Genomic DNA, 20,669 nt, shown 5'->3' with positions numbered 1-20,669 from the left:
TAACACTGTCTTTCTTTATATAATATAGCTTTATATTTTTTACTAAAATAAAGAAAAAACTATGCCAACAAACGCTATTAGCACTAAATTTTTGTTAAACCAAAGAAATATGGCCTTTACCTAGGAAACCAACACGATAAAATGCTATTGACGCTATAAGAATCATTCTTTCAGTATTAAGTCCTTTACTTCTATATAGAATAAAGCTTCATTACTATGCTAAAAATAACAAAACACAACCTCTAAAAAGCAATGAAAAAAACAGATGAAATTGTGTATTTTAGCGATGTAAAATCAACTATAATGAACAAAAAGCCCTTAATTTTAATTACTAACGACGATGGTATAAATGCCTCAGGTATTCGTACTTTAATAACCATAATGAAAACAATTGGCGAAGTTATTGTAGTTGCACCGGACAGTCCGCAAAGTGGTATGGGACATGCCATTACTCTAGACTCTACACTTTATGCTGAAGAGCTTCACCATAATGAAGGCGACCATAAAGAATATAGCTGCTCTGGAACACCGGCCGATTGTGTTAAGTTGGGTATAAGGGAATTATTGGACAGAAAACCCGATTTATGTGTTTCTGGAATTAACCATGGCTCTAACTCATCCATCAATGTTATTTATTCAGGCACCATGAGTGCAGCTATTGAAGCTGGCATTGAAGGTATTCCCGCTATAGGTTTTTCGCTATTAAATTACAAATGGAATGCTAAGTTTGATTCTTGCATCCCTTATGTAAAAACTATCACAGAAAATGTATTGGCCAATGGTTTACCCAATGGAGTGGTTTTAAACGTTAATATTCCAGATATATCAGAACAGGCTGTTAAGGGGATTAAAGTTTGCAGACAAGCGCGTGCCAATTGGGTTGAGGAATTCGATAAGCGAATTAATCCACAAGGCAAGGATTATTATTGGTTAACGGGCAAATTTGTAAACTTGGATCATGGTGAAGATACCGATGAATGGGCATTGTCCAACAATTATGTATCGGTGGTACCCGTACAATTTGATTTAACAGCACATGAGCATATTGAACATATTAGAAACTGGAAATTTAAATTATAACATTGAAATAGATGAAAAAGGACATTTTTATTGGCATATTTGTTGGCTTAGTTGCAAATGCAATAGGCTTATTTTTTACAGCCACATTGTTGGGACAGGGAGATGACTTTATTAAAGTTATCCAAGCAGCTGCAAACGAAGGCTTTTTAGGGAAGCTTATTAGTCTAGCCGCTATTTTAAACTTGATTGCCTTTTTTGTATTCATTAAAAAAAAACAAGATTACCGTGCACGTGGTGTGTTGCTAATAACAGTTTTTATAGCAGTATTTACATTTGTCTTTAAATTATTCTAAATTTAGCTTACTGATTCAGCATATCATATTTTAATCAAAAAAGGAAACGCACAACAACGAAAATAACAGCCAACAATCATTAATTCAACAGCCAATATTAACAACTAATGAAGTATTACATTATAGCAGGTGAAGCATCAGGAGACCTACATGGCTCCAACCTTATGAAGGCTTTATTGAAAAAGGATGTTAACGCCAATTTTAGATTTTGGGGAGGTGATTTAATGCAGGCTGTTGGCGGGTCTTTAGTAAAACATTACAAGGAACGGTCCTTTATGGGTTTTGTTGAAGTCCTTAGAAATCTATCGAAAATTTTTAAAGATATTTCCCTGTGCAAAAATGATATTGAAAATTACTGTCCAGATGTCATTATTTTTATAGATAACTCTGGTTTTAACCTGCGTATTGCCAAATGGGCCAAACAAAAAGGCTACAGAACCAACTATTATATTTCACCACAAGTTTGGGCATCTCGTGCCAAGCGAATACATGCAATTAAAAGGGATATCGATGCCATGTATGTTATATTGCCTTTCGAAAAGGCTTTTTACAAAACCTATGGTTATGATGTTACTTTTGTTGGCCATCCACTAATTGATGCAATTTCAGATCGAACACAAGTAGACGAGTACGCATTTAGAAAACAGTATTTATTGAACGACAAACCTATTATCGCCTTATTGCCAGGAAGCAGAAAGCAAGAAATAACAAAAACGTTGTCGGTGATGCTTAGCTTGGTTGATGATTATCCCAAATATCAATTTGTAATTGCCGGGGCTCCTAGTCAGGATTTCGAGTTTTATAAACCGTTTATCTCGAATTTTAATGTAGGTTTTGTAAATAACAAAACCTACGATTTGTTAAGCATCTCTAATGCTGCATTGGTGACATCGGGAACAGCCACTTTGGAAACAGCTTTGTTTAAAGTGCCCCAAGTAGTTTGCTACAAAGGCAGTAACATTTCATACCAAATTGCCAAACGTATTATTACCCTTAAATACATTTCTTTGGTAAATTTAATAATGGATAAAAAAGTAGTGACAGAACTTATTCAAAAGGATTTTAACACTATGCAGCTTAAAAAGGAATTGGATATTATTTTAAATCCTGACGAACGCACCAAGTTTTTCTTGAATTATTATGACCTAGAAAAAAAATTAGGAGGTAAAGGTGCCAGTGAGAAAACAGCCGATCTAATTTTTAAATCGATTAAAACTTAAGATAGGATATGCGAAAAACCTTAGTGCTTCTTCTCATCATTTTAAGTTTCATTAATTGTAAATCTTCCAAAAGGGCTAAAGCTTTTAAAACAAAAACTTTCACAGAAGCGCTAAAAAATTCGGAAGAAAACACCAACACATCTACTACTTTTAAAATAGTTAGCTTACAAGACAGTATTGCAAACTATGCTAAAAAATTTGAAGGTGTTCGATACAAATGGGGTGGCACAACAACCTCTGGCATGGATTGTTCTGGTTTGGTGTTTGAATCGTTTAGGGCACATCACATTTTTTTACCTAGAATTTCTAGGGACATGGCAAAAAAAGGTTTTAGAATAGCATTAAAGAATATTCAAAAAGGTGATTTACTTTTCTTTAAAACTAGTAAAAGCAGACGCCATAACATTAACCATGTTGGTCTGGTAATTGAAGTTAAAAACAAGGATATTACTTTTATACACTCAACCACCAAAAGAGGTGTTATCACCTCATTTCTTTCTGAAACCTATTGGGCCAATACGTTTTTTGAAGCAAGGCGTTATATAGATTAATTCCCGATAATACATTGATTGCATTTTTGAAAGCAATACGCTTAAAATTAGGATATTTCTTTATATTTATACAGTATGCGCCTACTAAATTTTACTATAATAAAATTAACGTTTTGCTTAATCATAGGTATCATAATTGGCTATTACTTTACTATCGGCCATAAAATCCTAATTTACAGTATTTTTTTTCTATTACTTGTTCTATTTTTTCTTTTATTAAAAAACAATAAAACATTTAAGAGAAGTATTTGGTTTGGAGCTTTTAGTTATTTAACACTAATAACATTAGGTGTTTTTACGGTTCATAGTCATAATCAAAAACAATTTTATTCCCATTATTCCCATTACTTAAACAAATCTAATGATTCGCTTACAAGAATTACATTCAGTGTTCGTGAAGTTTTAAAACCTACTAATTATTATGATAAATATGTAGTTAATATATTGGATGTAAATGGTAAAGATGCTGTAGGTAAAGTCCTTTTAAATCTTAAAAAAGATTCACTAAACCCTTACATAAAAGTAGATCAAGTATATAAAAGCCATACACAGTTAAAAGAAATCAATTCTCCACTTAACCCCTATCAATTTAACTATAAAAGCTATCTAGAAAAACAATACATATATCATCAAATCCAAATTGATAATGAGTGGCTTTTTAACACTCGCAATAAACACCATACAATTTTTGGTTTAGCTGACAGCATTAGAAGTCACATTAATTCCAAACTTAAAAATTACAATTTACCTTCTAATGAGCTAGCTATCATCAATGCACTGTTATTGGGTCAACGCCAAGATATAAGTGAAACCATTTATACCAATTACACTAATGCTGGAGCTATACATATTTTGGCTGTTTCGGGATTACATGTGGGTATTATATTATTAATTTTAAGCTTTTTATTACAACCCTTAGAGCAATTTAAACATGGTAAGTTGATTAAAATGGTACTACTTATTAGTTTGTTATGGGGTTTTGCCATTATCGCCGGACTTTCTGCCTCTGTAACACGTGCAGTTACCATGTTTAGTGTTGTTGCCATTGCTGCAAACTTAAAACGACCAACAAACATTTATAACACACTGGCCATAAGCATGTTTATTATATTACTTTTTAAACCTTTATTTTTATTTGATGTAGGGTTTCAGTTAAGTTATCTGGCTGTTTTTGGCATCGTAACAATTGACCCTATATTATACAAACTTCACCAATCTAAATATTGGCTAGTTGATAAACTTTGGCATACCCTAACTGTTACCATTTCTGCTCAGTTAGGTATTATACCTATTAGCCTGTTTTACTTTCATCAATTTCCTAGTTTATTTTTTATATCTAATTTAATAATCATACCCGTACTGGGATTGATTCTTGCCATGGGCATACTTGTTATTGGTCTTGCTGTTGCAAATATATTACCTGTTCCCATCATTAATTTTTATGTTAATATTATTCGATCAATGAATCATTTTGTTGAATGGATCTCAGAAAAAAAGGAATTTTTAATTACCAACATACCTTTTAACGAACTGTATGTCTTTGCAAGTTATGTCCTTATTATAACAATTGTTCGTTATTTAATTAAGCCCAGTTACTATACCCTAAGGTTTGTATTAATTGGTGTGCTTTTTATGCAATTATCTGTAATAGCTACATCTTACAATAAACCCAATAACCTGTTTATCGTATTTCAAAAGAACAAACATACCATTATTGGAAATGTTACACACAACCATATAAAAATAGCGTACGACTTAAATATCGAAGAACCAATCCTTGAAAATAGTATTAAAAATTATGTGGTAGGAAATCATATTAATAGTGTTGAGTTAGATTCTTTTCAACCAGTCTACCTTTTAAACAAAAAAACGTTGTTGGTTATTGACAGCATAGGTGCATATAAAGTAAAATCTTTTAAACCTGATTATATTCTTCTACGTCAATCTCCAAAAGTGAATCTTAATCGAGTAATCGATTCCATAAGACCCAAACAAATTATTGCAGATGGAAGCAATTACAAATCATATATTGAACAATGGAAAGTAATTTGTAATAAAAGAAAACTCCCATTTCATAACACCAACGAGATGGGAGCTTACATTATAGATTACTAAACAATTTAACCTTCAAACTCAGGCTTAAAAGCTCTATAGTAATCATTAAACTTTTCTTGAGTATCAATGGTCTTATGATCGTCTTGCTTAAACATTTTTAAATATAACTCTAATTCAGTTGGCACTTTGTATCCTCTTATTGGTGCTATCACTTTACCGGCTTCATCTATAAAAACAATTGTAGGGTAGGCACTAACTTGCAAGTAACTTGTTAATTGATGTGCGGCATTACGTCTATTAGCATTCGCAGCATTATAATTTGGATTTTCAAAAGTCTTATTATCGAAGGTCACAACTTCATTTCCTTCTCCATTAAATTTAACCGCATAATAATGCTTATTTACATAGTCTGCCACATCTTTATTTTGAAAGGTATTTTTATCCAACATTTTACATGGACCACACCAATTAGTATAGACATCCATCATTATTTTTTTAGGTGTTTTCTTTTGAAGTGCCAAAGCTTCATCCAATGTTACCCAATTGATTTCTTGTGCTACCAAATTAAATGACACTAAAGGAAGAATAGAAAACAATATGGTTTTAATCATTCTTTTATTTATTTATAAAATTATTGGCAACGGCCAACCACTCTTGGGCACCACCCCTAACATAGCCCGTTCTCCCCAAACTATTTAAATTCATTTTCCCATCAGGTTTCCTTTCCGGGTTTACAAAAAACACCGTTGGGTAACCGCTTACCTTAAAAATTTGTTGCAATTGATAATTTTGAACTTTAGTCGCTTGATCTAAAGCCGTTCGTCTTGGAAAATCCAATTCCATTAAAACCACATTATCCTTAGCCCAAGTTTGAAAATCAGAGGTCTCAAACACTTCTTTTTGAAGTCGTTTGCACCATCCGCACCAATCGGAGCCCGTAAAAAACATCATCACAGGTTTATTTTCCTTTATGGCAATTTCAGAGGCCTTGGTCATATTGGTATGCCATGTTAATTCTTGAGCTACTACTAGAGTACTCACAAAAATGGATAACACGATGATGGGTATCATTCTCTTCATGGATCACAATTTTATATTCAGATTTAGAACTTAGTTTCAAAATCCATTCCTAACTTACAAAAAAAGCACCTGTTAAGGTGCTTTTTGAGTTTATTTTAACGTTTTATTCGATTAACGCACCCCGTGCATGAGTTTTTTCAATAATGGATTTAACATCAATGAGATCAAACCTAATGCAATAGGGATAATGGTAAATATTAAGAAGAAAGTTGATAATCCATGCTCATTGGTTATTTTTTCAATATCCCCTCCCACATAATGGGCTAATTTATTACCAATAGCTATAGCCAAATAGTAAACACCAAACATAAAAGCCACCATTCTGGCTGGAATCAATTTACTCAAATAAGACAGCCCCATAGGTGACAAGCACAGCTCCCCTAAGGTATGGAATAAATAAGCTAAAACTAACCAAGCCATACTTAAACTAGCAGTTTTTGCTCCAGCAGGAACACTCATAGCACCAAAAGCCAAAAATCCAAATCCGACACCTAAAAGTGCTAAACCCAAGAAATATTTAACCGAAGCCTGTGGATTGAACCTACTATCCCACCATTTTGTGAATAACGGGGCAAACATGATAATAAACAATGGGTTTAATATAGCAAACCAAGTAACAGGTACCTCTGTTTCTGTGGCTTGAAATTCAATATAAAGTTTGTACAAAACAATACCCCAAACTATAACAAAACTAGTCCCAAGTATAGCATTAGAAAGTCCTATTCTATTGAATGTTTTTCTAAACAAACTCCATAACACATATGTAATAATAGCCAATGGGACCACAGTAACAATTAAATCTACAATTTTAAAAGTTGTTGCTGCTCCGCCTTCTAATAAACGGTTGGTAAAATCTCTTGTATAAACTGGCAAAGACCCAGCAGCTTGCTCGAAAGCGGCCCAGAAGAATATAGTAAAAACACAAAATATAGCAAAAGCAATCATTCTGTCACGCTCTACAACTATATATCTTGGAATTCTTATAATTAATAACAGTATAAATGTAATTGCAGCCAACAAAGCAAAAAACAGTGAATCAGTCATTCCTGCTATTGAAAAATTAAGGGTTTGTATATCTCCTATTTTACTTAGTGGGTCGTTAATTATGAAAATAAGAGCAGAAATTGTAAAAACCACAATTAAAATATAATCAATCGTTAAAAAGCGATTAAGTTTTACGGTCGCTTTAATTGAGTTAGTGTTGCTTTTATTGTTATTATCTTTAACTTTTAACGGCTTATCACCTATATTTCCAAAAATACTTTGGGCATAATAAAACTGAAGCATGCCTAACAACATGAAAACTCCAGCCAAACCAAAGCCATAACTCCAGCCAATTTTCTCACCTACCCAGCCACAAAGCATGATTCCTAAGAAAGACCCTGCATTCACACCCATATAAAAGATGTTGTATGCACCATCCTTTTTCTCATCATGTCCTTCATACATTCTTGAAATAATAGAGGTCATATTAGGCTTAAAAAACCCATTTCCAAAAATAAGTAATCCAATACCAATATAGAGGAATAAAGGTGTTTCTACAGCCATAGAAGCATGTCCTAAAGTCATTAGCAATGCCCCTATCACCACAGCTCTTCTGTATCCTATCTTGTTATCGGCCAGCCAGCCCCCCATTAAAGGCGTAAGATACACCAGCATAGCATAAGTACCCAAAAGCGATAATGCTGCCGATGTACTCCAACCCCATCCTGGATTATCGCCTAAAATGGCTCCTGTTAAAAATATAACCAAAATGGCTCGCATTCCGTAATAGGAAAAGCGTTCCCACATCTCAGTAAAAAATAGCACAAATAGCCCAGAAGGGTGTCCTAATACTTTGTCCTTAAAAAAATGGTCTGTTGAATTGTTATTCATAATATATAGTTTAGTTAGTATCTGCTAATTAAAGCCTTCTGTTTCATCATAATACATAACACGTTCATTATCTTCGGCTCCATAAGTTAATCGTTTTAAAGGTTTTAATAATAAAAATAAATAGGGCCCCTATAATAGGAAAAGCGTTCCCCCATCTCGGTGAAAAACAAAACGAACAATCCGGCAGGATGGCCCATTACCTTGGTATCAAAAAAATTTTGTGAATCGGTAGTCATATCTATTAATATTAATGTTTTTCTTCTATTAAAATCTCATCTTCATCAATATTTTCAGAATCGATTCCATGCATCATTCTTTTCACGAATGGAGACAATATCAACAATATAATTCCAAAAATAAGTCCAGTGTAAAATAGTGTTTCAAATAAATCTAAATAGCTAGCTTTTGCAACAGCTAAATCTGTAGCTTGACCTCCAGATGTATCTATGCTTGCAAGGTTTGCCAATAATGACGCAATATATTCGGAACCTGCTGTGGCCAAAAACCACACACCCATCATAAATCCAACAATTTTACCTGGTGACAACTTTGTAACATAAGATAAGCCTACTGGTGATAAACAAAGCTCCCCACATGTATGTAAAAAATAAGCCAACACAAGCCATATCATTGCAACCTTTCCTGCACCTGAGACCTCCCCTCCTAAAACCAAAGCTCCAAAACCTAATCCAACCAATAATATCCCTATTGAAAACTTAATCGCTGCGTTAGGATTCATGTTTCTTTTATCAAGTTTAATCCATAACCAAGCAAAAACTGGAGCCAAAAGGATTATAAATATCGCATTAAGACTTAAAAAAGCTCCTGCAGCTATCTCTCCGAATAAGCTAGACTCTCTATCTAAAGCTCGATCTGCAAATAAGTTTAAAGACGTATAGGCCTGTTCAAACAACGCCCAAAAAATAACAGAAAATAAAATCAAAATAGTTAGAGCGAACAACCTGTCCCTTTCTTTTTTAGTCGCTTTTGAAAAAGCATACCAAACTATGTAAATTAAAGAAGCTGCACCAGCCAGCATTAATAAAATTTCTACTACACTATGACTTTGAACCATTTGCCAAACTACAACAGTTCCTATAACAGCTAGCACATATATAGTAATTTCGTTACTAAGTCCTAAAAAGGATTTTTTTTGTAACAACCCTATATCTTTAGGTTCAGCTTTTCCATAAAAATATTTCTTTCCATAAACAAATGTCACTAAACCAAGAAGCATTCCAAATCCTGCGGCACCAAATCCATAACTCCAACCGTAAGTTTCCCCAAGCCAACTACAAATAATTGTTGCTAAGGCAGAACCTAAGTTTATTCCCATGTAAAAAATTGTAAACCCTGAATCTCTTCGTTTATCCCCTTTTTTATAAAGCTCTCCTACTATAGATGAAATATTGGCCTTTAAAAATCCAACACCCATTATTATTAGAGATAACGAAAAATAAAACACTTGTAACGCAGCATCATCTCTTTCAATAACACCATTGGCCATTTGTGTGGCTTCATTACCTTCATAAGCCATTCCCATATGGCCAAGAACAAGCAAAATACCTCCAAATGTAACTGCCTTTCTAAACCCTAAATACCTATCAGCAAGATACCCCCCTACAACTGGAATTGCATACACTAATGCAGCATAACTCCCTACTAACAAATTACCAGCATCATCTGAAAACAAGTGATACTTCACCAAATAAAAAATTAAAAGCGCTTTCATCCCATAAAAAGAAAAACGCTCCCACATTTCTGTTAAAAATAAAATATACAACCCAACTGGGTGTCCCAATAAGGTCTTTTGATTAATTGTAGCTGAATCTGCCATAAATTCCTATAATTAGTAGTTTAGTTATCCCTTTAACTCGAGTTTCTTTTTTTCCTTTTCTTCTTTCTGTTGCTCCCTTTTATCCCCTAACTTTTCATGGATAAAATGGGTCATTTTTTTATATAAATGCAATCTAGTATTCCCTCCATAAATACCATGATTATCGTCTGGGTATACCGCCCAATCAAAAGGTTTATCGGCTTGTATTAAGGCTTCTGCCAAACGCATGGTGTTCTGCAGATGTACATTATCGTCTGCCGACCCATGAACCAACAAAAAATCGCCTTTTAATTTATTTACATGGCTTAAAGGAGAATTATCGTCGTAACCACTAGGATTTTCCTGAGGGGTAGTCATATACCGTTCGGTATAGATGGAATCATAAAAGCGCCAACTGGTAACAGGTGCCACAGCAATGGCCATTTTAAACACATCACTACCTTTAAACAAACAATTACTACTCATAAACCCACCATAACTCCAGCCCCAAATACCAATCCTACTAGCGTCCACATACGGCAATTCGCCTAACTGTTTTGCAGCAGCTATTTGGTCTTCTACTTCATATTTACCTAATTCATTTTGAGTCATTTTCTTAAAAGCCGCTCCCTTAAACCCTGTTCCACGTCCATCTACACAGGCTATAATATATCCTTCCTGTGCTAGATGTTGATACCAGTAATCGTTTGCATTATTCCATTGATTTGCCACTTCCTGTGATCCAGGACCTGAATACTGATACATTAACAGTGGATACTGCTTGTTTTCATCAAAATCTACTGGTTTAATCATCCACATGTTTAGGTCATTACCATTAACATGTATGGTACTAAATTCCTTTTTGGATGTTTTATAATTGGATAGGTTTAGCGACAAGATATCGTTATCAACAATACTCTTAATTAAGTTACCAGATGCCGCACTGTTAAGGGTATATTCTGGCGGTGTGGTAGCACTTGAAAAGGTATTGATGAAATAAGAGTAGTCTGCACTAAAAGATGCACTGTTGGTGCCTTCACTTTTGGTCAATCGTTTTTTATCGCGTCCGTTTAATTTAACAGAGTATACATCTCTATTGAAAGAACCATTTTCAACCGATTGATAAAAAATGGTATTGGTAGATTCATCGTAACCATAATAATCGGTAACTTCCCATTTCCCCTTAGTAACCTGATTGATAAGTTTACCATTATTATCGTAATGATAAATATGATTGTAACCATCCTTTTCACTGGTCCAAATAAAGCTATTATCCTTTAAAAAGGTTAGGTTATCGGTTATGTCTACATAAGCCTTGTCGGTTTCAGTAAGCACCAATTTGGTTGTATTTTTTTTAGCATCAATAAACCATAAATCCAATACATTTTGGTGTCGGTTCATATATTGTGCACTTAAAATATTTGGATGATTGGTCCATTTAATTCTTGGGATATAAAAATCATTATAATGCTTATCCACATTCACCTCTTCTTTGGTTTTATTGTCAATATCATAAATATGAAGCGAAACTATAGAATTAGCCTCACCTGCTTTAGGGTATTTAAACACCTGTTGCGTTTGATACAGGCCAGTACCATAAACATCCATAGAAAACTCAGGCACATTGGTTTCATCAAACCTAATAAAGGCAATCTTATTACTACCTGTATTCCACTCAAACGCACGAACAAAAGCAAATTCTTCTTCATAAACCCAATCGGTAATTCCATTTATGATTTCGTTCTTTTTACCGTCAAAGGTGATTTGAATGGTCTCATGCGAATTCAAATCCTTTATATACAAATTGTTGTTATATCCATAAGCCACTTTGTTGCCATCGGGTGAAAATGTGGGTTCCTGTATTTTTTCTTCGGAAATTGCAATTACAGATCCCTCTGATATGTTATAAACGAAATAATTACCTAGTGTTGACCACCTATAAATGGCTTCTTCATTTGTAGCCAGTAATACCTTAGACTCATCATCACTAAAAGTATAATCAGTAAAATACTGCATTTCGTCAATATCACTCGAACTAATAAGTGTTTTTACCTTGCTTAAGGTTTTATAATCGTAAATATCAACTGAAGTGCTTCGTGTCGCTCTATTAAAATTAAGCACCGAATATTGTTGGCCATTCTTCATAGAATGCAATACATCCATGCTTTCTGTTCTAAATGTTCCATTCCAAATCTCTTCAAGAGCAATCGTTTTATTTTGCGCCGATAAAATGGTAGTTAAGAAAAGTGAAAAGATTAGGAAAAATTTAAGATACTTCATCCGTAAGTTACTGGTCTTTATTATTTTCAAAATATCTCTAAGATTATAAGTTTTCGACAAACTGAAAAATTACAAATCAAGGATTATTAGACAAAAAAATATTTATTTCTTAAAATGACGTCAAGTTTACTAAAAATTATGCAAAAACGATAATTATTAACACATAAATAAGCCACTCATTTTTAAGTTATTCAATATTCATACCAAGAGTAGTATCTTTGCACTGAAATCGACTAACTTATGAGCAAATCTATTTCTGGTTTTTCTAAGCTATCCAAGACAAAAAAAATTGAATGGATAGTTAATACCTATTTTTCTAATTCCAAAGAAGCAAAAGATATTATTAAACAATATTGGAACACTAATGCAAAGATCCAACAGCTTCATGATGAGTTTATAGAAAACACCATAACCAATTATTATTTACCGTTAGGAGTAGCACCTAATTTCCTCATTAACGACAAAATCTATACTATTCCTATGGCTATTGAGGAAAGTTCTGTAGTAGCTGCTGCAAGCAAGGCAGCAAAGTTTTGGTTAGATCGAGGCGGATTTAAAACTAAAGTGATTTCTACTATAAAAATTGGCCAGGTTCATTTCATGTATCACGGTGATTATAATAAACTTAAAACGTTTTTTAAACAGGTTAAGCCCCAGCTTTTAAATGATACTACTTCTATAACAAAAAACATGACCGCTAGGGGTGGTGGTGTTTTAGACATTGAATTGCGCAATAAAACAAATGAAATACCGGGCTATTTTCAATTACATGTTTCTTTTGAAACCCTAGATGCTATGGGTGCCAATTTCATTAATTCTTGTTTAGAGCAATTTGCTAAAACGTTTAAAAGTGAAGCTCAATCCTTCAATTTATTTTCCGACCAAGAAAAACATATCGACATTGTCATGAGCATTTTATCCAATTATGTTCCTGATTGTCTAGTTCGAGCAGAAGTGAGCTGCAAGGTTGAAGATTTGAGTGAAAGCAATAGTATCTCTGGCGAAGCTTTTGCGCATAAATTTGTACAGGCTGTTAATATTGCTGAGATAGAGCCTTACCGTGCAGTAACACATAACAAAGGCATTATGAATGGTATAGATGCCGTGGTTTTGGCTACTGGCAATGACTTCAGGGCTATTGAAGCCGGTGTACATGCCTACGCTTCACGACATGGCAGATATAGCAGTTTAAGCCATGCTTCTATTGAAGATGGTATATTTAAATTTTGGATTGAAATTCCACTGGCCCTTGGTACGGTTGGTGGACTCACCAAACTACACCCATTGGTCAAGTTGGCCTTAGAGTTGTTACATCATCCATCGGCAAAAGAGTTGATGCAAATTGTTGCAGTAGCTGGATTGGCACAAAATTTTGCAGCATTACGCTCACTTACCACAACGGGTATTCAGCAAGGTCATATGAAAATGCACTTAATGAATATTTTAAATCAGTTTGGTGCTAACGATACCGAAAAACTAGCTCTAACCGAGCATTTTAAATCGCATACAGTATCGCACAGTGCAGTTTCAGAAGCCTTACAGAATTTACGATTAAAGGATTAACAGATGCAAACCTTTTTAAGCAACGGCAAACTACTACTTACGGCAGAATATGTTGTTCTTGATGGCGCCAAAGCTTTAGCGCTTCCAACAAGCTTAGGACAGTCTCTAAGTGTCACTCCAATTGATAAAAGAATGATTGTATGGCAAAGCTTAGATGAAAAAGGAAACATCTGGTTTGAAGAAAACTACCACTTTGAAGAGATTTGCTTTCCTTTTGTTTACGAAGTTAAAATTGAAACCATGCCCAATGGTATTTCAAAAACACTTTTAACCATATTATATCATGCTGTAAGACTAAACAAAGATTTTTTTAGTAAACACTATGATGATTACGATGAAAACGGAGATAAAATAAAAGGAAACGGTTTTAAAATCTCAACTCAATTGGACTTCCCAATAAATTGGGGTCTAGGCACCTCGTCTACATTAATTAACAACATTGCACAATGGTTTAATATCGACCCTTATGAACTCTTAGAGCGTACTTTTGGTGGAAGTGGTTACGATATTGCTTGTGCTCAGAACAATTCACCTATTACGTATCAATTAAAATATAATACACCAGAAGTTTTGGCCGCAGATTTTAATCCGCCCTTTAAAAAGCAGCTATATTTTGTATATCTAAACAAAAAACAGGATAGCCGATCGGGTATAGCGCATTATAAAAACAATATGTTCGATTTAAGCAACACCATTAAAAGCATCAATGCGATTACTGAGGCCATACTAAGTTGTACATCCTTAAGTGAATTTGAACGTTTAGTAGAGCAACATGAAACCATAATTTCAAAAGCCACCAATCAAACTAAGGTAAAAGACCTCCTATTTAGTGATTTTAATGGTAGCATTAAGAGTTTAGGAGCCTGGGGTGGTGATTTTATTTTAGTGGCTTCAAAAGAAAACCCCAAAACCTATTTTGAAAGCAAAGGCTATACTACCATTTTAAATTACACTGATATTATTAAATAAAAATGCTCCAATTTATGGAGCATTTTTTTAACAATTATTATATAACTATTTTCTTATTGTACCTGGGTTTTCGCCCTGTTATCTTCAATATCGGCAGTAGCTTTTAAGGCATTGTATACTTTTGTAGTTACTGCGCCTGTTTTACGTTGCTCCACCCTATTGGCTGCTGCTTGGTAATTATCCAATTCAACAGCTGGGGTTACTTTAGTTACTTGAATCATATACACGCCTCTGTCACCCACAATCAAACCTGAAGTTTCTCCTTCTGTCAATCCAAAGGCCGCACCAACCACTAGTGGCTCTCTACCCGCTCCAGAAAGGGTAGGCGATTTCATAGTAATAGCCGAAGCCGACCTTACTGAAGTATTTTCAGCTGCTGCAACATCTTCTAAAGTTGTCGCTGAAATACGGTCTTTGATCATTTGGGCTTTTTTCTCCTTACGTATTTCTGGCAATACTGTAGCAGACGCATCTTCCACTGCCATTAAGCCTTTATCGTGCTTAGCTACCAATTGTACAATGGCATAACCTGAAGGAATGGTAAAACGACTAATGTCACCTACTTCAGTTTCATCTTTAAAAGTCCAACGTACAATTTGCCTTTGACTTCCTATTCCTGTAATATTCTCGTCCAATATTTTTATACCATTAATAGGACGAACTGTATATCCTGCTTCGGTTGCAACTTCTTGAAAGTCTTTTTTATCAACATCAACCTCAAATTTAGAGGCGTTTCTAAACACTTCGTTTATAGTAGCTTCAGAAGGTTCAATCTTTCTGGAAATAGTACCGACTTTCACAGCTCGCTTTTTGTCTTTTTGACCTTCGATTTCAATAATATGGAAACCGAAAACAGTTTTTACAACCCCTAAATCACCAACATTACCTTCAAATTCAAAATCGTTAAACTCAGGGACCATAGTATTGTAAGGATGCCAATCGTAACGCCCTTCGTTTTCGACACTACCCTGATCTGATGAAAACTCCTTGACAAACTCAGGAAATTTAGAACGATCTTTTTTAAGTACTGTCAATAAACTATCTGCTGTCGCTTCAGCCTCAACTTCAGTTTGTGTCACTTCTGGAGTTGCACTTCTTGCTCCCAAAAAAGGAATTAATATGTGTCTTACCTTAGCCGAATCAGGTATGTTCTTTTCGGCAATAAGCTTGGTTAACTTAAAACTACCATCATGCTTATAAGGCCCATAGACTTCACCTACGTTTAAATTATAAATGCTGTCTGCAAATTCTGTAGGCAGGTTATTTTTAAACACAAAACGGTCTTCAAACTTTTGGTTTGAACTTGCTATTAAGTTAATATAATCGGCGTGATTCTCCACTTGCGAAAAGGCAACAATTGTATCTTTTCTACCCGTTTCATCAACCAAACGTCCGTTTAAATACATCTCCAATTCTGCTTTTATAGCCTCTTCATCTTCAAGAGTGGCTTCTTCCTTAAATTCCACATAACGAATATCCCTAGAGGCTTCTACTTCAAATTGTTTTTTATGCGACTTAATATAGGCTGAAATATCAGATTTAGAAACTGTAATGGTACTATCAGGAATAGATGTATAAGGCACTTGAACATATTTAACATCTACTTTATTGCCATCCAATTTATGCTCTAATTCCCCTTCAGCCAAAGTTCCTGTTAAACCGGCCTTTACCAAATTATAATAGTTTTGCTGTAACGCACCAGAAGCTATATTTTGCTCGTAGTTAGTCCAATCTGAATACGTAATGGGCTGTCCGTTAAAAAATCCTGGTTGCGGTGCAATTTCCTTTAAATTAGCTATAAATTCGTTTAACTTATTTTCGTCAAACAACCCTGCTTCATTTAAAAATTGCGGATTGGTCGCCAAGGACGCCTTTATTAAATCACGCATTTTGTCCTGTTCTACAGAAATACCCAATTCTTCGTATTGTGATTCCATTATTGCTTTTCTAACCTCCTGATCCCATATACGGTTAGCTATCTGTGTGTTTGTTGCAGAAGGCCCTGCATTTCTTTGCGCAACCTCAACCTTTTGTACAAAGTCCTCACGTGTAATATCCTTACCATTAATGGTAGCAACAATATTTTGTGATTTTGATGTTAATGCATCACTATTTTTAAACAAATCGGCTAACACAAATGAAAACAATGCTAATGCAATTATTAGTATTAAAAAAAGCGAACGTTGTCTAATCTTATTTAAAACTGCCATTTTTGAAATCTTATTTTAAACCAGTAATACTGGATTTTTCTTGTTAATTATTGGTACATGCTCTATTAAGCAAAATATCGTGCGCGAAAATACCATTTTCTATTTAATAATAAAAGAAGAAGATTGCAATTATTGGTTAAACTTTAAGCGAGCTAGTTTTCTTCCATAAGTTTAAGTTCTACCAAATCTATTTTGGTATTGGAAACTTCCAAAATGGTAAACTGAAATGTATTGATGGTAACCACTTGGTTCTGTTCCGGAATTTCTTCTGTATGGTTAACAATTAAGCCTCCTAAAGTCTCATAATTTTCACTTTCTGGAAGGTTTAATTTATAGGTTTCATTAATTTGATCGACCTCCATACGTGCCGAAAATTTAAAGGTATTTCCATCAAGCCTCTCCTCAATCAATTCGGCAGTATCATGCTCATCCTCTATTTCTCCAAACAACTCTTCAACAATATCCTCAACCGTCATAATGCCAGATGTGCCACCATATTCGTCTAACACAACAGCTATACTTCTATGTTTCTTGGTAAGCACTCCCAACACATCCTTAATAAGTACAGTTTCTGGCACAAACTCAACGGGAAGCATTACCGACTTAATAGTTTTGGGCTTTTTAAACAGTTCGAACGAATGCACATATCCCAAAATATCGTCTATAGTTTCTTTATAAACCAGTATTTTGGTACATCCCGATTCAGTGAACAGTGCATTTAAGGATTTTATGGATTCATTTATCTCTACCGCAATAATTTCGGTTCGGGGTACCATAACCTCACGGGCCTTCACTTCCGAAAACTCCAAGGCATTTTGGAAAATCTGGATTTCAGAATCCACTTCATCATGTTCCTCAACCGATTCCATTTGCTCGCTTATATAATTGCCCAATTCTACTTTAGTGAATGCCAATTGAATTTGGTCTCCCTCGGTTTTAAAAAAGGTTCTTAAAACGGTATCGGAAATCCAAATCACAAAATCTGAAACAAACGTAAAAAGCACATAAAATATATATGCCGGAAACGCCAAAGCCTTAATTAAGGTATTGGCATATACTTGAAAAAACACCTTTGGCAAAAACTCCGCCGTAATTAATATAACTATAGTAGAAATAATGGTTTGCGACAACAAACTCAGTTCGGTAAACATGTAATTTAAAAAAGCTGATTGTGATGGTAGTTGTGTTTGAAACCAAGCCACCAATACATCTCCCATAAAAAGTCCATAAACCACCAAAGCTATATTATTGCCTATAAGCATGGTGGCAATAAATTTTGAAGGCTTTGCCGTTAGCTTCCTTAATATGGCTGCCAACAAACCTTCTTGCTTTTTTTCAATTTCGATGTGAATTTTGTTTGAAGACACATAGGCAATTTCCATACCCGAAAAAAAAGCCGACAAAAGTAAAGAGCTAATTATGACAACAAGTTCAACACTCATTTAGTTATTGGTCTTTATTTTCCATTTTTTTTGCAAATCGCCTTCTAAAGAAAAACATAAAGACTGCTGTTGCTGCCAATAACAAGGAGGTATAAGCTACAATACCCTCTTTAATATACTTGTTTATGGCATCGTAAATAAATAATACCGCAAAAATTAAATAGGCGTATTGAAAAAATTTTGAATATCTCATTTGGATAAGTAATCTAAAACTGTTAAAATTAATTCTCTGTAAAGATACTTAAAATAAGAAATGAATTAATTCTGATTAAGAAATTAATCTTCGACGCTTATATTCCCTGTAGGGTCAAGAACATTAGCTTTGTTAAAATCCGTATCAGAATCAAAAATATTACCGTGAATAATATCGGTTGCCGTTTTAAAGGTCACTGGCTTATTGGTAAAAATCCAGTTCTTATCGGAATCGTAATAGAGTTGTTCTGCAAATAGAGTGTCTTTTTTATGGGTCATGATACGTACGTTGCCCTGCAAATCGATCAAATTTGTTTTTCCGTAGTTAATCGCATAATCGGACACCACCACACTTTTATTATTTTCATCATCAAACAAATCGAGTGTTATACCCTCTGGAAATTCAAAATAGTCAAATTCCCTATTAGAAAAATCCAACATCCTGGAACTTATAAGAACAGCTCTAATTTTACCGGAATCGGTATACTTATAATTGAAATTTTCGGCGATGCCAACAGGTTCATTTTCTGAAATCCCCATATTCTGCACATCCTTAAAATTATCCTTACAAGAAAAAAACATAGCCACCGTAAGCACGATGACTATGATTGATAAGTTATATTTTTTTATTTCAAGCATTACACTTTAGGCACTGTTACCGAAGCCCCTATCCAGCATCCAATTTTTATCACTTGACCAGAGCAGGAACATTCAAATATCTCAGATTTAGAAGGTGCCTTAGCCATATAGTTTGCAACAGATTGTGAAGCTGCCTTTTTTAGTGTTGGGTCAACCCTAGCTGCTTTAGATGCTTCATCGGCCGCCAACCAGTATACTGCTCGTTTATTAAAATTAGTATCACCACAATCTTTGGCACTTGCTGCATACATGGCCGCAATTGCCAAATGCGGTCGTCCATTGGATGGGTTTAATTTTAAGGCATCTCTAAAATATCCCCTTGCTTGTCCGAAAGCCCCTCTCTTCTTTAAGGCGGTACCAACTTTGTAGGCCAATTTAGATTTCTTGAAATTATCGGTTTCCAAATCGATGGCTTGCTTGTAAAACGCAATAGCTTCAGTAGATTTTTTTTCCTTATCTTTTAATATACCCAAATAGTAAGCAGAATTGGCAGAAGGACTCAATTCGTGATAGGCATTAACTAACTTAAAAAACAAAGGATCGTCAGTACATTCTTTTTCAGACATTTTACCTGCAGCCCGCTGTAACCAAATAGCATTACCCTTATTTTCTTCAAAACCTTTTTCATATAATGGAATTAAGTTTTCGCAATTTGCTCTAGGCCCTAATTTGCCATCTATACTACCAGAAATTTGATCATACGCATTTAAATAACTCTCGTAATATTTTTTGTATTTTTTTTCTTTACTGGTTAAATCTGTACCGGCGTCTTCTTTTTCGATAAGCTTATTTAGCTTTTCAGAATAATTCTTTACTTCATCCTCTATCTTTTCAACAACATCATCATATTTGTTGAACAATTCGGCAGCAGCCTTTTGTTTAGCATCATACAAATCAACCATCAAAGAGAAATAGGTATATAAACTCTTTGGATTTGTAAATGTAGCCTTATCCAATTTATAAGCAGCATCATAACATTCATATAACTCTAAATCAGTTTTATCCAATTCCTTTCTATAGTCGTACATCAATTGGCAAGCTTTAGCTGCATACTCCCCTTTTGGGGTCTTGCTTGGAAAGTATTCACCACGTTCTTCCCATAGTTTTATCAAATCATTAATAAAAGCTACTTTTTCAACTCCAGAGGTATTTTCTATTTTATAGTCTAATATCTTCTCTCCATCTACATAAATAGCAATATTAAATTTTGGGCATTTTTTTCTTACCGCCATCCATGGTTCGTAGGCAGCATCAAAGTTTTTTGCTTTAACATATTCATGAAATATGGACAGCTTCGTCATACATTCTTCATCTTGCTGAGCAAAACTTATGTTAAGTACAAAAAGTAATAATGTTAGTAAAGTAATTTTCGTCTTCATGATAATAATTTCTCCTATGTTACTG

At 34.4% G+C, this 20,669-nt stretch carries 17 protein-coding genes; 7 read left to right on the top strand and 10 right to left on the bottom strand.

Annotation, left to right across the window (positions count from 1 at the left end; all coding sequences use genetic code 11):
- The first annotated feature begins 303 nt into the window (after positions 1–303).
- The 5 genes from surE to MR053_RS05695 all read left to right on the top strand — a co-directional run bounded on the left by surE (position 304) and on the right by MR053_RS05695 (position 5,259).
- The gene (surE, locus tag MR053_RS05715) at positions 304–1,080 is read left to right on the top strand and encodes a 5'/3'-nucleotidase SurE (RefSeq protein WP_242131788.1); all 777 of its coding nucleotides are present in this window, start codon (positions 304–306) and stop codon (positions 1,078–1,080) included.
- 11 nt (positions 1,081–1,091) lie between these two features.
- A complete protein-coding gene (locus tag MR053_RS05710) occupies positions 1,092–1,373 on the top strand; it encodes a hypothetical protein (protein WP_223551112.1) in 282 nt (93 codons plus the stop codon).
- Positions 1,374–1,480: 107 nt separating this feature from the next.
- Positions 1,481–2,593: a lipid-A-disaccharide synthase gene (gene lpxB, locus MR053_RS05705; RefSeq protein WP_242131474.1), complete on the top strand. Its 1,113-nt coding sequence runs from the start codon at positions 1,481–1,483 to the stop codon at positions 2,591–2,593.
- Positions 2,594–2,601: 8 nt separating this feature from the next.
- Complete coding sequence (locus MR053_RS05700; RefSeq protein WP_242131473.1) at positions 2,602–3,144, top strand: C40 family peptidase; 543 nt, start codon at positions 2,602–2,604, stop codon at positions 3,142–3,144.
- Positions 3,145–3,219: 75 nt separating this feature from the next.
- Positions 3,220–5,259 carry a ComEC/Rec2 family competence protein gene (locus MR053_RS05695; protein ID WP_242131472.1) on the top strand — a complete coding sequence of 680 codons (2,040 nt, stop codon included), beginning with the start codon at positions 3,220–3,222 and terminating at the stop codon, positions 5,257–5,259.
- A gap of 5 nt (positions 5,260–5,264) precedes the next feature.
- Here the strand turns inward: MR053_RS05695 and MR053_RS05690 are convergent, their stop codons facing one another.
- The 5 genes from MR053_RS05690 to MR053_RS05670 all read right to left on the bottom strand — a co-directional run bounded on the left by MR053_RS05690 (position 5,265) and on the right by MR053_RS05670 (position 12,250).
- On the bottom strand, positions 5,265–5,810 hold the full coding sequence (locus MR053_RS05690; RefSeq protein ID WP_242131471.1) for a thioredoxin family protein: 546 nt from the start codon (positions 5,808–5,810) through the stop codon (positions 5,265–5,267).
- Between the two features lie 4 nt (positions 5,811–5,814).
- Entirely contained in the window at positions 5,815–6,279 is a 465-nt protein-coding gene (locus tag MR053_RS05685) for a thioredoxin family protein (RefSeq protein ID WP_242131470.1), read from the bottom strand.
- Between the two features lie 111 nt (positions 6,280–6,390).
- A complete protein-coding gene (locus MR053_RS05680; protein WP_242131469.1) occupies positions 6,391–8,154 on the bottom strand; it encodes a peptide MFS transporter in 1,764 nt (587 codons plus the stop codon).
- 247 nt (positions 8,155–8,401) lie between these two features.
- Complete coding sequence (locus MR053_RS05675; protein WP_242131468.1) at positions 8,402–9,991, bottom strand: peptide MFS transporter; 1,590 nt, start codon at positions 9,989–9,991, stop codon at positions 8,402–8,404.
- 24 nt (positions 9,992–10,015) lie between these two features.
- Positions 10,016–12,250, bottom strand: a complete 2,235-nt coding sequence (locus MR053_RS05670; RefSeq protein ID WP_242131467.1) for a S9 family peptidase — start codon at positions 12,248–12,250, stop codon at positions 10,016–10,018.
- Positions 12,251–12,490: 240 nt separating this feature from the next.
- On the opposite strand from MR053_RS05670, the gene MR053_RS05665 reads away from it, so the two are divergent.
- Together MR053_RS05665 and MR053_RS05660 are read left to right on the top strand one after the other, a co-directional pair.
- Complete coding sequence (locus tag MR053_RS05665; RefSeq protein WP_242131466.1) at positions 12,491–13,813, top strand: hydroxymethylglutaryl-CoA reductase, degradative; 1,323 nt, start codon at positions 12,491–12,493, stop codon at positions 13,811–13,813.
- Between the two features lie 3 nt (positions 13,814–13,816).
- Positions 13,817–14,782 carry a GYDIA family GHMP kinase gene (locus MR053_RS05660; protein ID WP_242131465.1) on the top strand — a complete coding sequence of 322 codons (966 nt, stop codon included), beginning with the start codon at positions 13,817–13,819 and terminating at the stop codon, positions 14,780–14,782.
- A gap of 53 nt (positions 14,783–14,835) precedes the next feature.
- On the opposite strand, the gene MR053_RS05655 is transcribed toward MR053_RS05660, so the two are convergent.
- From MR053_RS05655 to MR053_RS05635, 5 genes are all read right to left on the bottom strand, one after another.
- Positions 14,836–16,992 (bottom strand): SurA N-terminal domain-containing protein, encoded by a 2,157-nt coding sequence (locus MR053_RS05655; RefSeq protein WP_242131464.1) that lies wholly within the window; start codon positions 16,990–16,992, stop codon positions 14,836–14,838.
- 152 nt (positions 16,993–17,144) lie between these two features.
- A complete protein-coding gene (locus tag MR053_RS05650) occupies positions 17,145–18,434 on the bottom strand; it encodes a hemolysin family protein (protein WP_242131463.1) in 1,290 nt (429 codons plus the stop codon).
- A 4-nt stretch (positions 18,435–18,438) separates the two neighbouring features.
- Positions 18,439–18,627, bottom strand: coding sequence for a hypothetical protein (locus MR053_RS05645; RefSeq protein ID WP_242131462.1), 189 nt, complete (start codon positions 18,625–18,627; stop codon positions 18,439–18,441).
- A gap of 83 nt (positions 18,628–18,710) precedes the next feature.
- Positions 18,711–19,265, bottom strand: a complete 555-nt coding sequence (gene lptC / locus MR053_RS05640; RefSeq protein ID WP_242131461.1) for an LPS export ABC transporter periplasmic protein LptC — start codon at positions 19,263–19,265, stop codon at positions 18,711–18,713.
- Complete coding sequence (locus MR053_RS05635; protein ID WP_242131460.1) at positions 19,265–20,644, bottom strand: tetratricopeptide repeat protein; 1,380 nt, start codon at positions 20,642–20,644, stop codon at positions 19,265–19,267. The genes lptC and MR053_RS05635 overlap by 1 nt, the downstream gene beginning before the upstream one ends.
- Positions 20,645–20,669 lie beyond the last annotated feature (25 nt).

Origin of the sequence: Aestuariivivens marinum (genome assembly GCF_022662175.1) — a bacterium.
Lineage (GTDB): Bacteria > Bacteroidota > Bacteroidia > Flavobacteriales > Flavobacteriaceae > Aestuariivivens > Aestuariivivens marinum.
Note: the sequence above shows the minus strand (reverse complement) of the source record. Positions and strands in the feature narration are given on the sequence as shown.

What these genes read in the sequence shown, in the direction of transcription:
- surE (WP_242131788.1), top strand. Translation starts at nt 304, where the DNA reads ATGAACAAAAAGCCCTTAATTTTAATTACTAACGACGATGGTATAAAT.
- MR053_RS05710 (WP_223551112.1), top strand. Translation starts at nt 1,092, where the DNA reads ATGAAAAAGGACATTTTTATTGGCATATTTGTTGGCTTAGTTGCAAAT.
- lpxB (WP_242131474.1), top strand. Translation starts at nt 1,481, where the DNA reads ATGAAGTATTACATTATAGCAGGTGAAGCATCAGGAGACCTACATGGC.
- MR053_RS05700 (WP_242131473.1), top strand. Translation starts at nt 2,602, where the DNA reads ATGCGAAAAACCTTAGTGCTTCTTCTCATCATTTTAAGTTTCATTAAT.
- MR053_RS05695 (WP_242131472.1), top strand. Translation starts at nt 3,220, where the DNA reads ATGCGCCTACTAAATTTTACTATAATAAAATTAACGTTTTGCTTAATC.
- MR053_RS05690 (WP_242131471.1), bottom strand. Translation starts at nt 5,810, where the DNA reads ATGATTAAAACCATATTGTTTTCTATTCTTCCTTTAGTGTCATTTAAT.
- MR053_RS05685 (WP_242131470.1), bottom strand. Translation starts at nt 6,279, where the DNA reads ATGAAGAGAATGATACCCATCATCGTGTTATCCATTTTTGTGAGTACT.
- MR053_RS05680 (WP_242131469.1), bottom strand. Translation starts at nt 8,154, where the DNA reads ATGAATAACAATTCAACAGACCATTTTTTTAAGGACAAAGTATTAGGA.
- MR053_RS05675 (WP_242131468.1), bottom strand. Translation starts at nt 9,991, where the DNA reads ATGGCAGATTCAGCTACAATTAATCAAAAGACCTTATTGGGACACCCA.
- MR053_RS05670 (WP_242131467.1), bottom strand. Translation starts at nt 12,250, where the DNA reads ATGAAGTATCTTAAATTTTTCCTAATCTTTTCACTTTTCTTAACTACC.
- MR053_RS05665 (WP_242131466.1), top strand. Translation starts at nt 12,491, where the DNA reads ATGAGCAAATCTATTTCTGGTTTTTCTAAGCTATCCAAGACAAAAAAA.
- MR053_RS05660 (WP_242131465.1), top strand. Translation starts at nt 13,817, where the DNA reads ATGCAAACCTTTTTAAGCAACGGCAAACTACTACTTACGGCAGAATAT.
- MR053_RS05655 (WP_242131464.1), bottom strand. Translation starts at nt 16,992, where the DNA reads ATGGCAGTTTTAAATAAGATTAGACAACGTTCGCTTTTTTTAATACTA.
- MR053_RS05650 (WP_242131463.1), bottom strand. Translation starts at nt 18,434, where the DNA reads ATGAGTGTTGAACTTGTTGTCATAATTAGCTCTTTACTTTTGTCGGCT.
- MR053_RS05645 (WP_242131462.1), bottom strand. Translation starts at nt 18,627, where the DNA reads ATGAGATATTCAAAATTTTTTCAATACGCCTATTTAATTTTTGCGGTA.
- lptC (WP_242131461.1), bottom strand. Translation starts at nt 19,265, where the DNA reads ATGCTTGAAATAAAAAAATATAACTTATCAATCATAGTCATCGTGCTT.
- MR053_RS05635 (WP_242131460.1), bottom strand. Translation starts at nt 20,644, where the DNA reads ATGAAGACGAAAATTACTTTACTAACATTATTACTTTTTGTACTTAAC.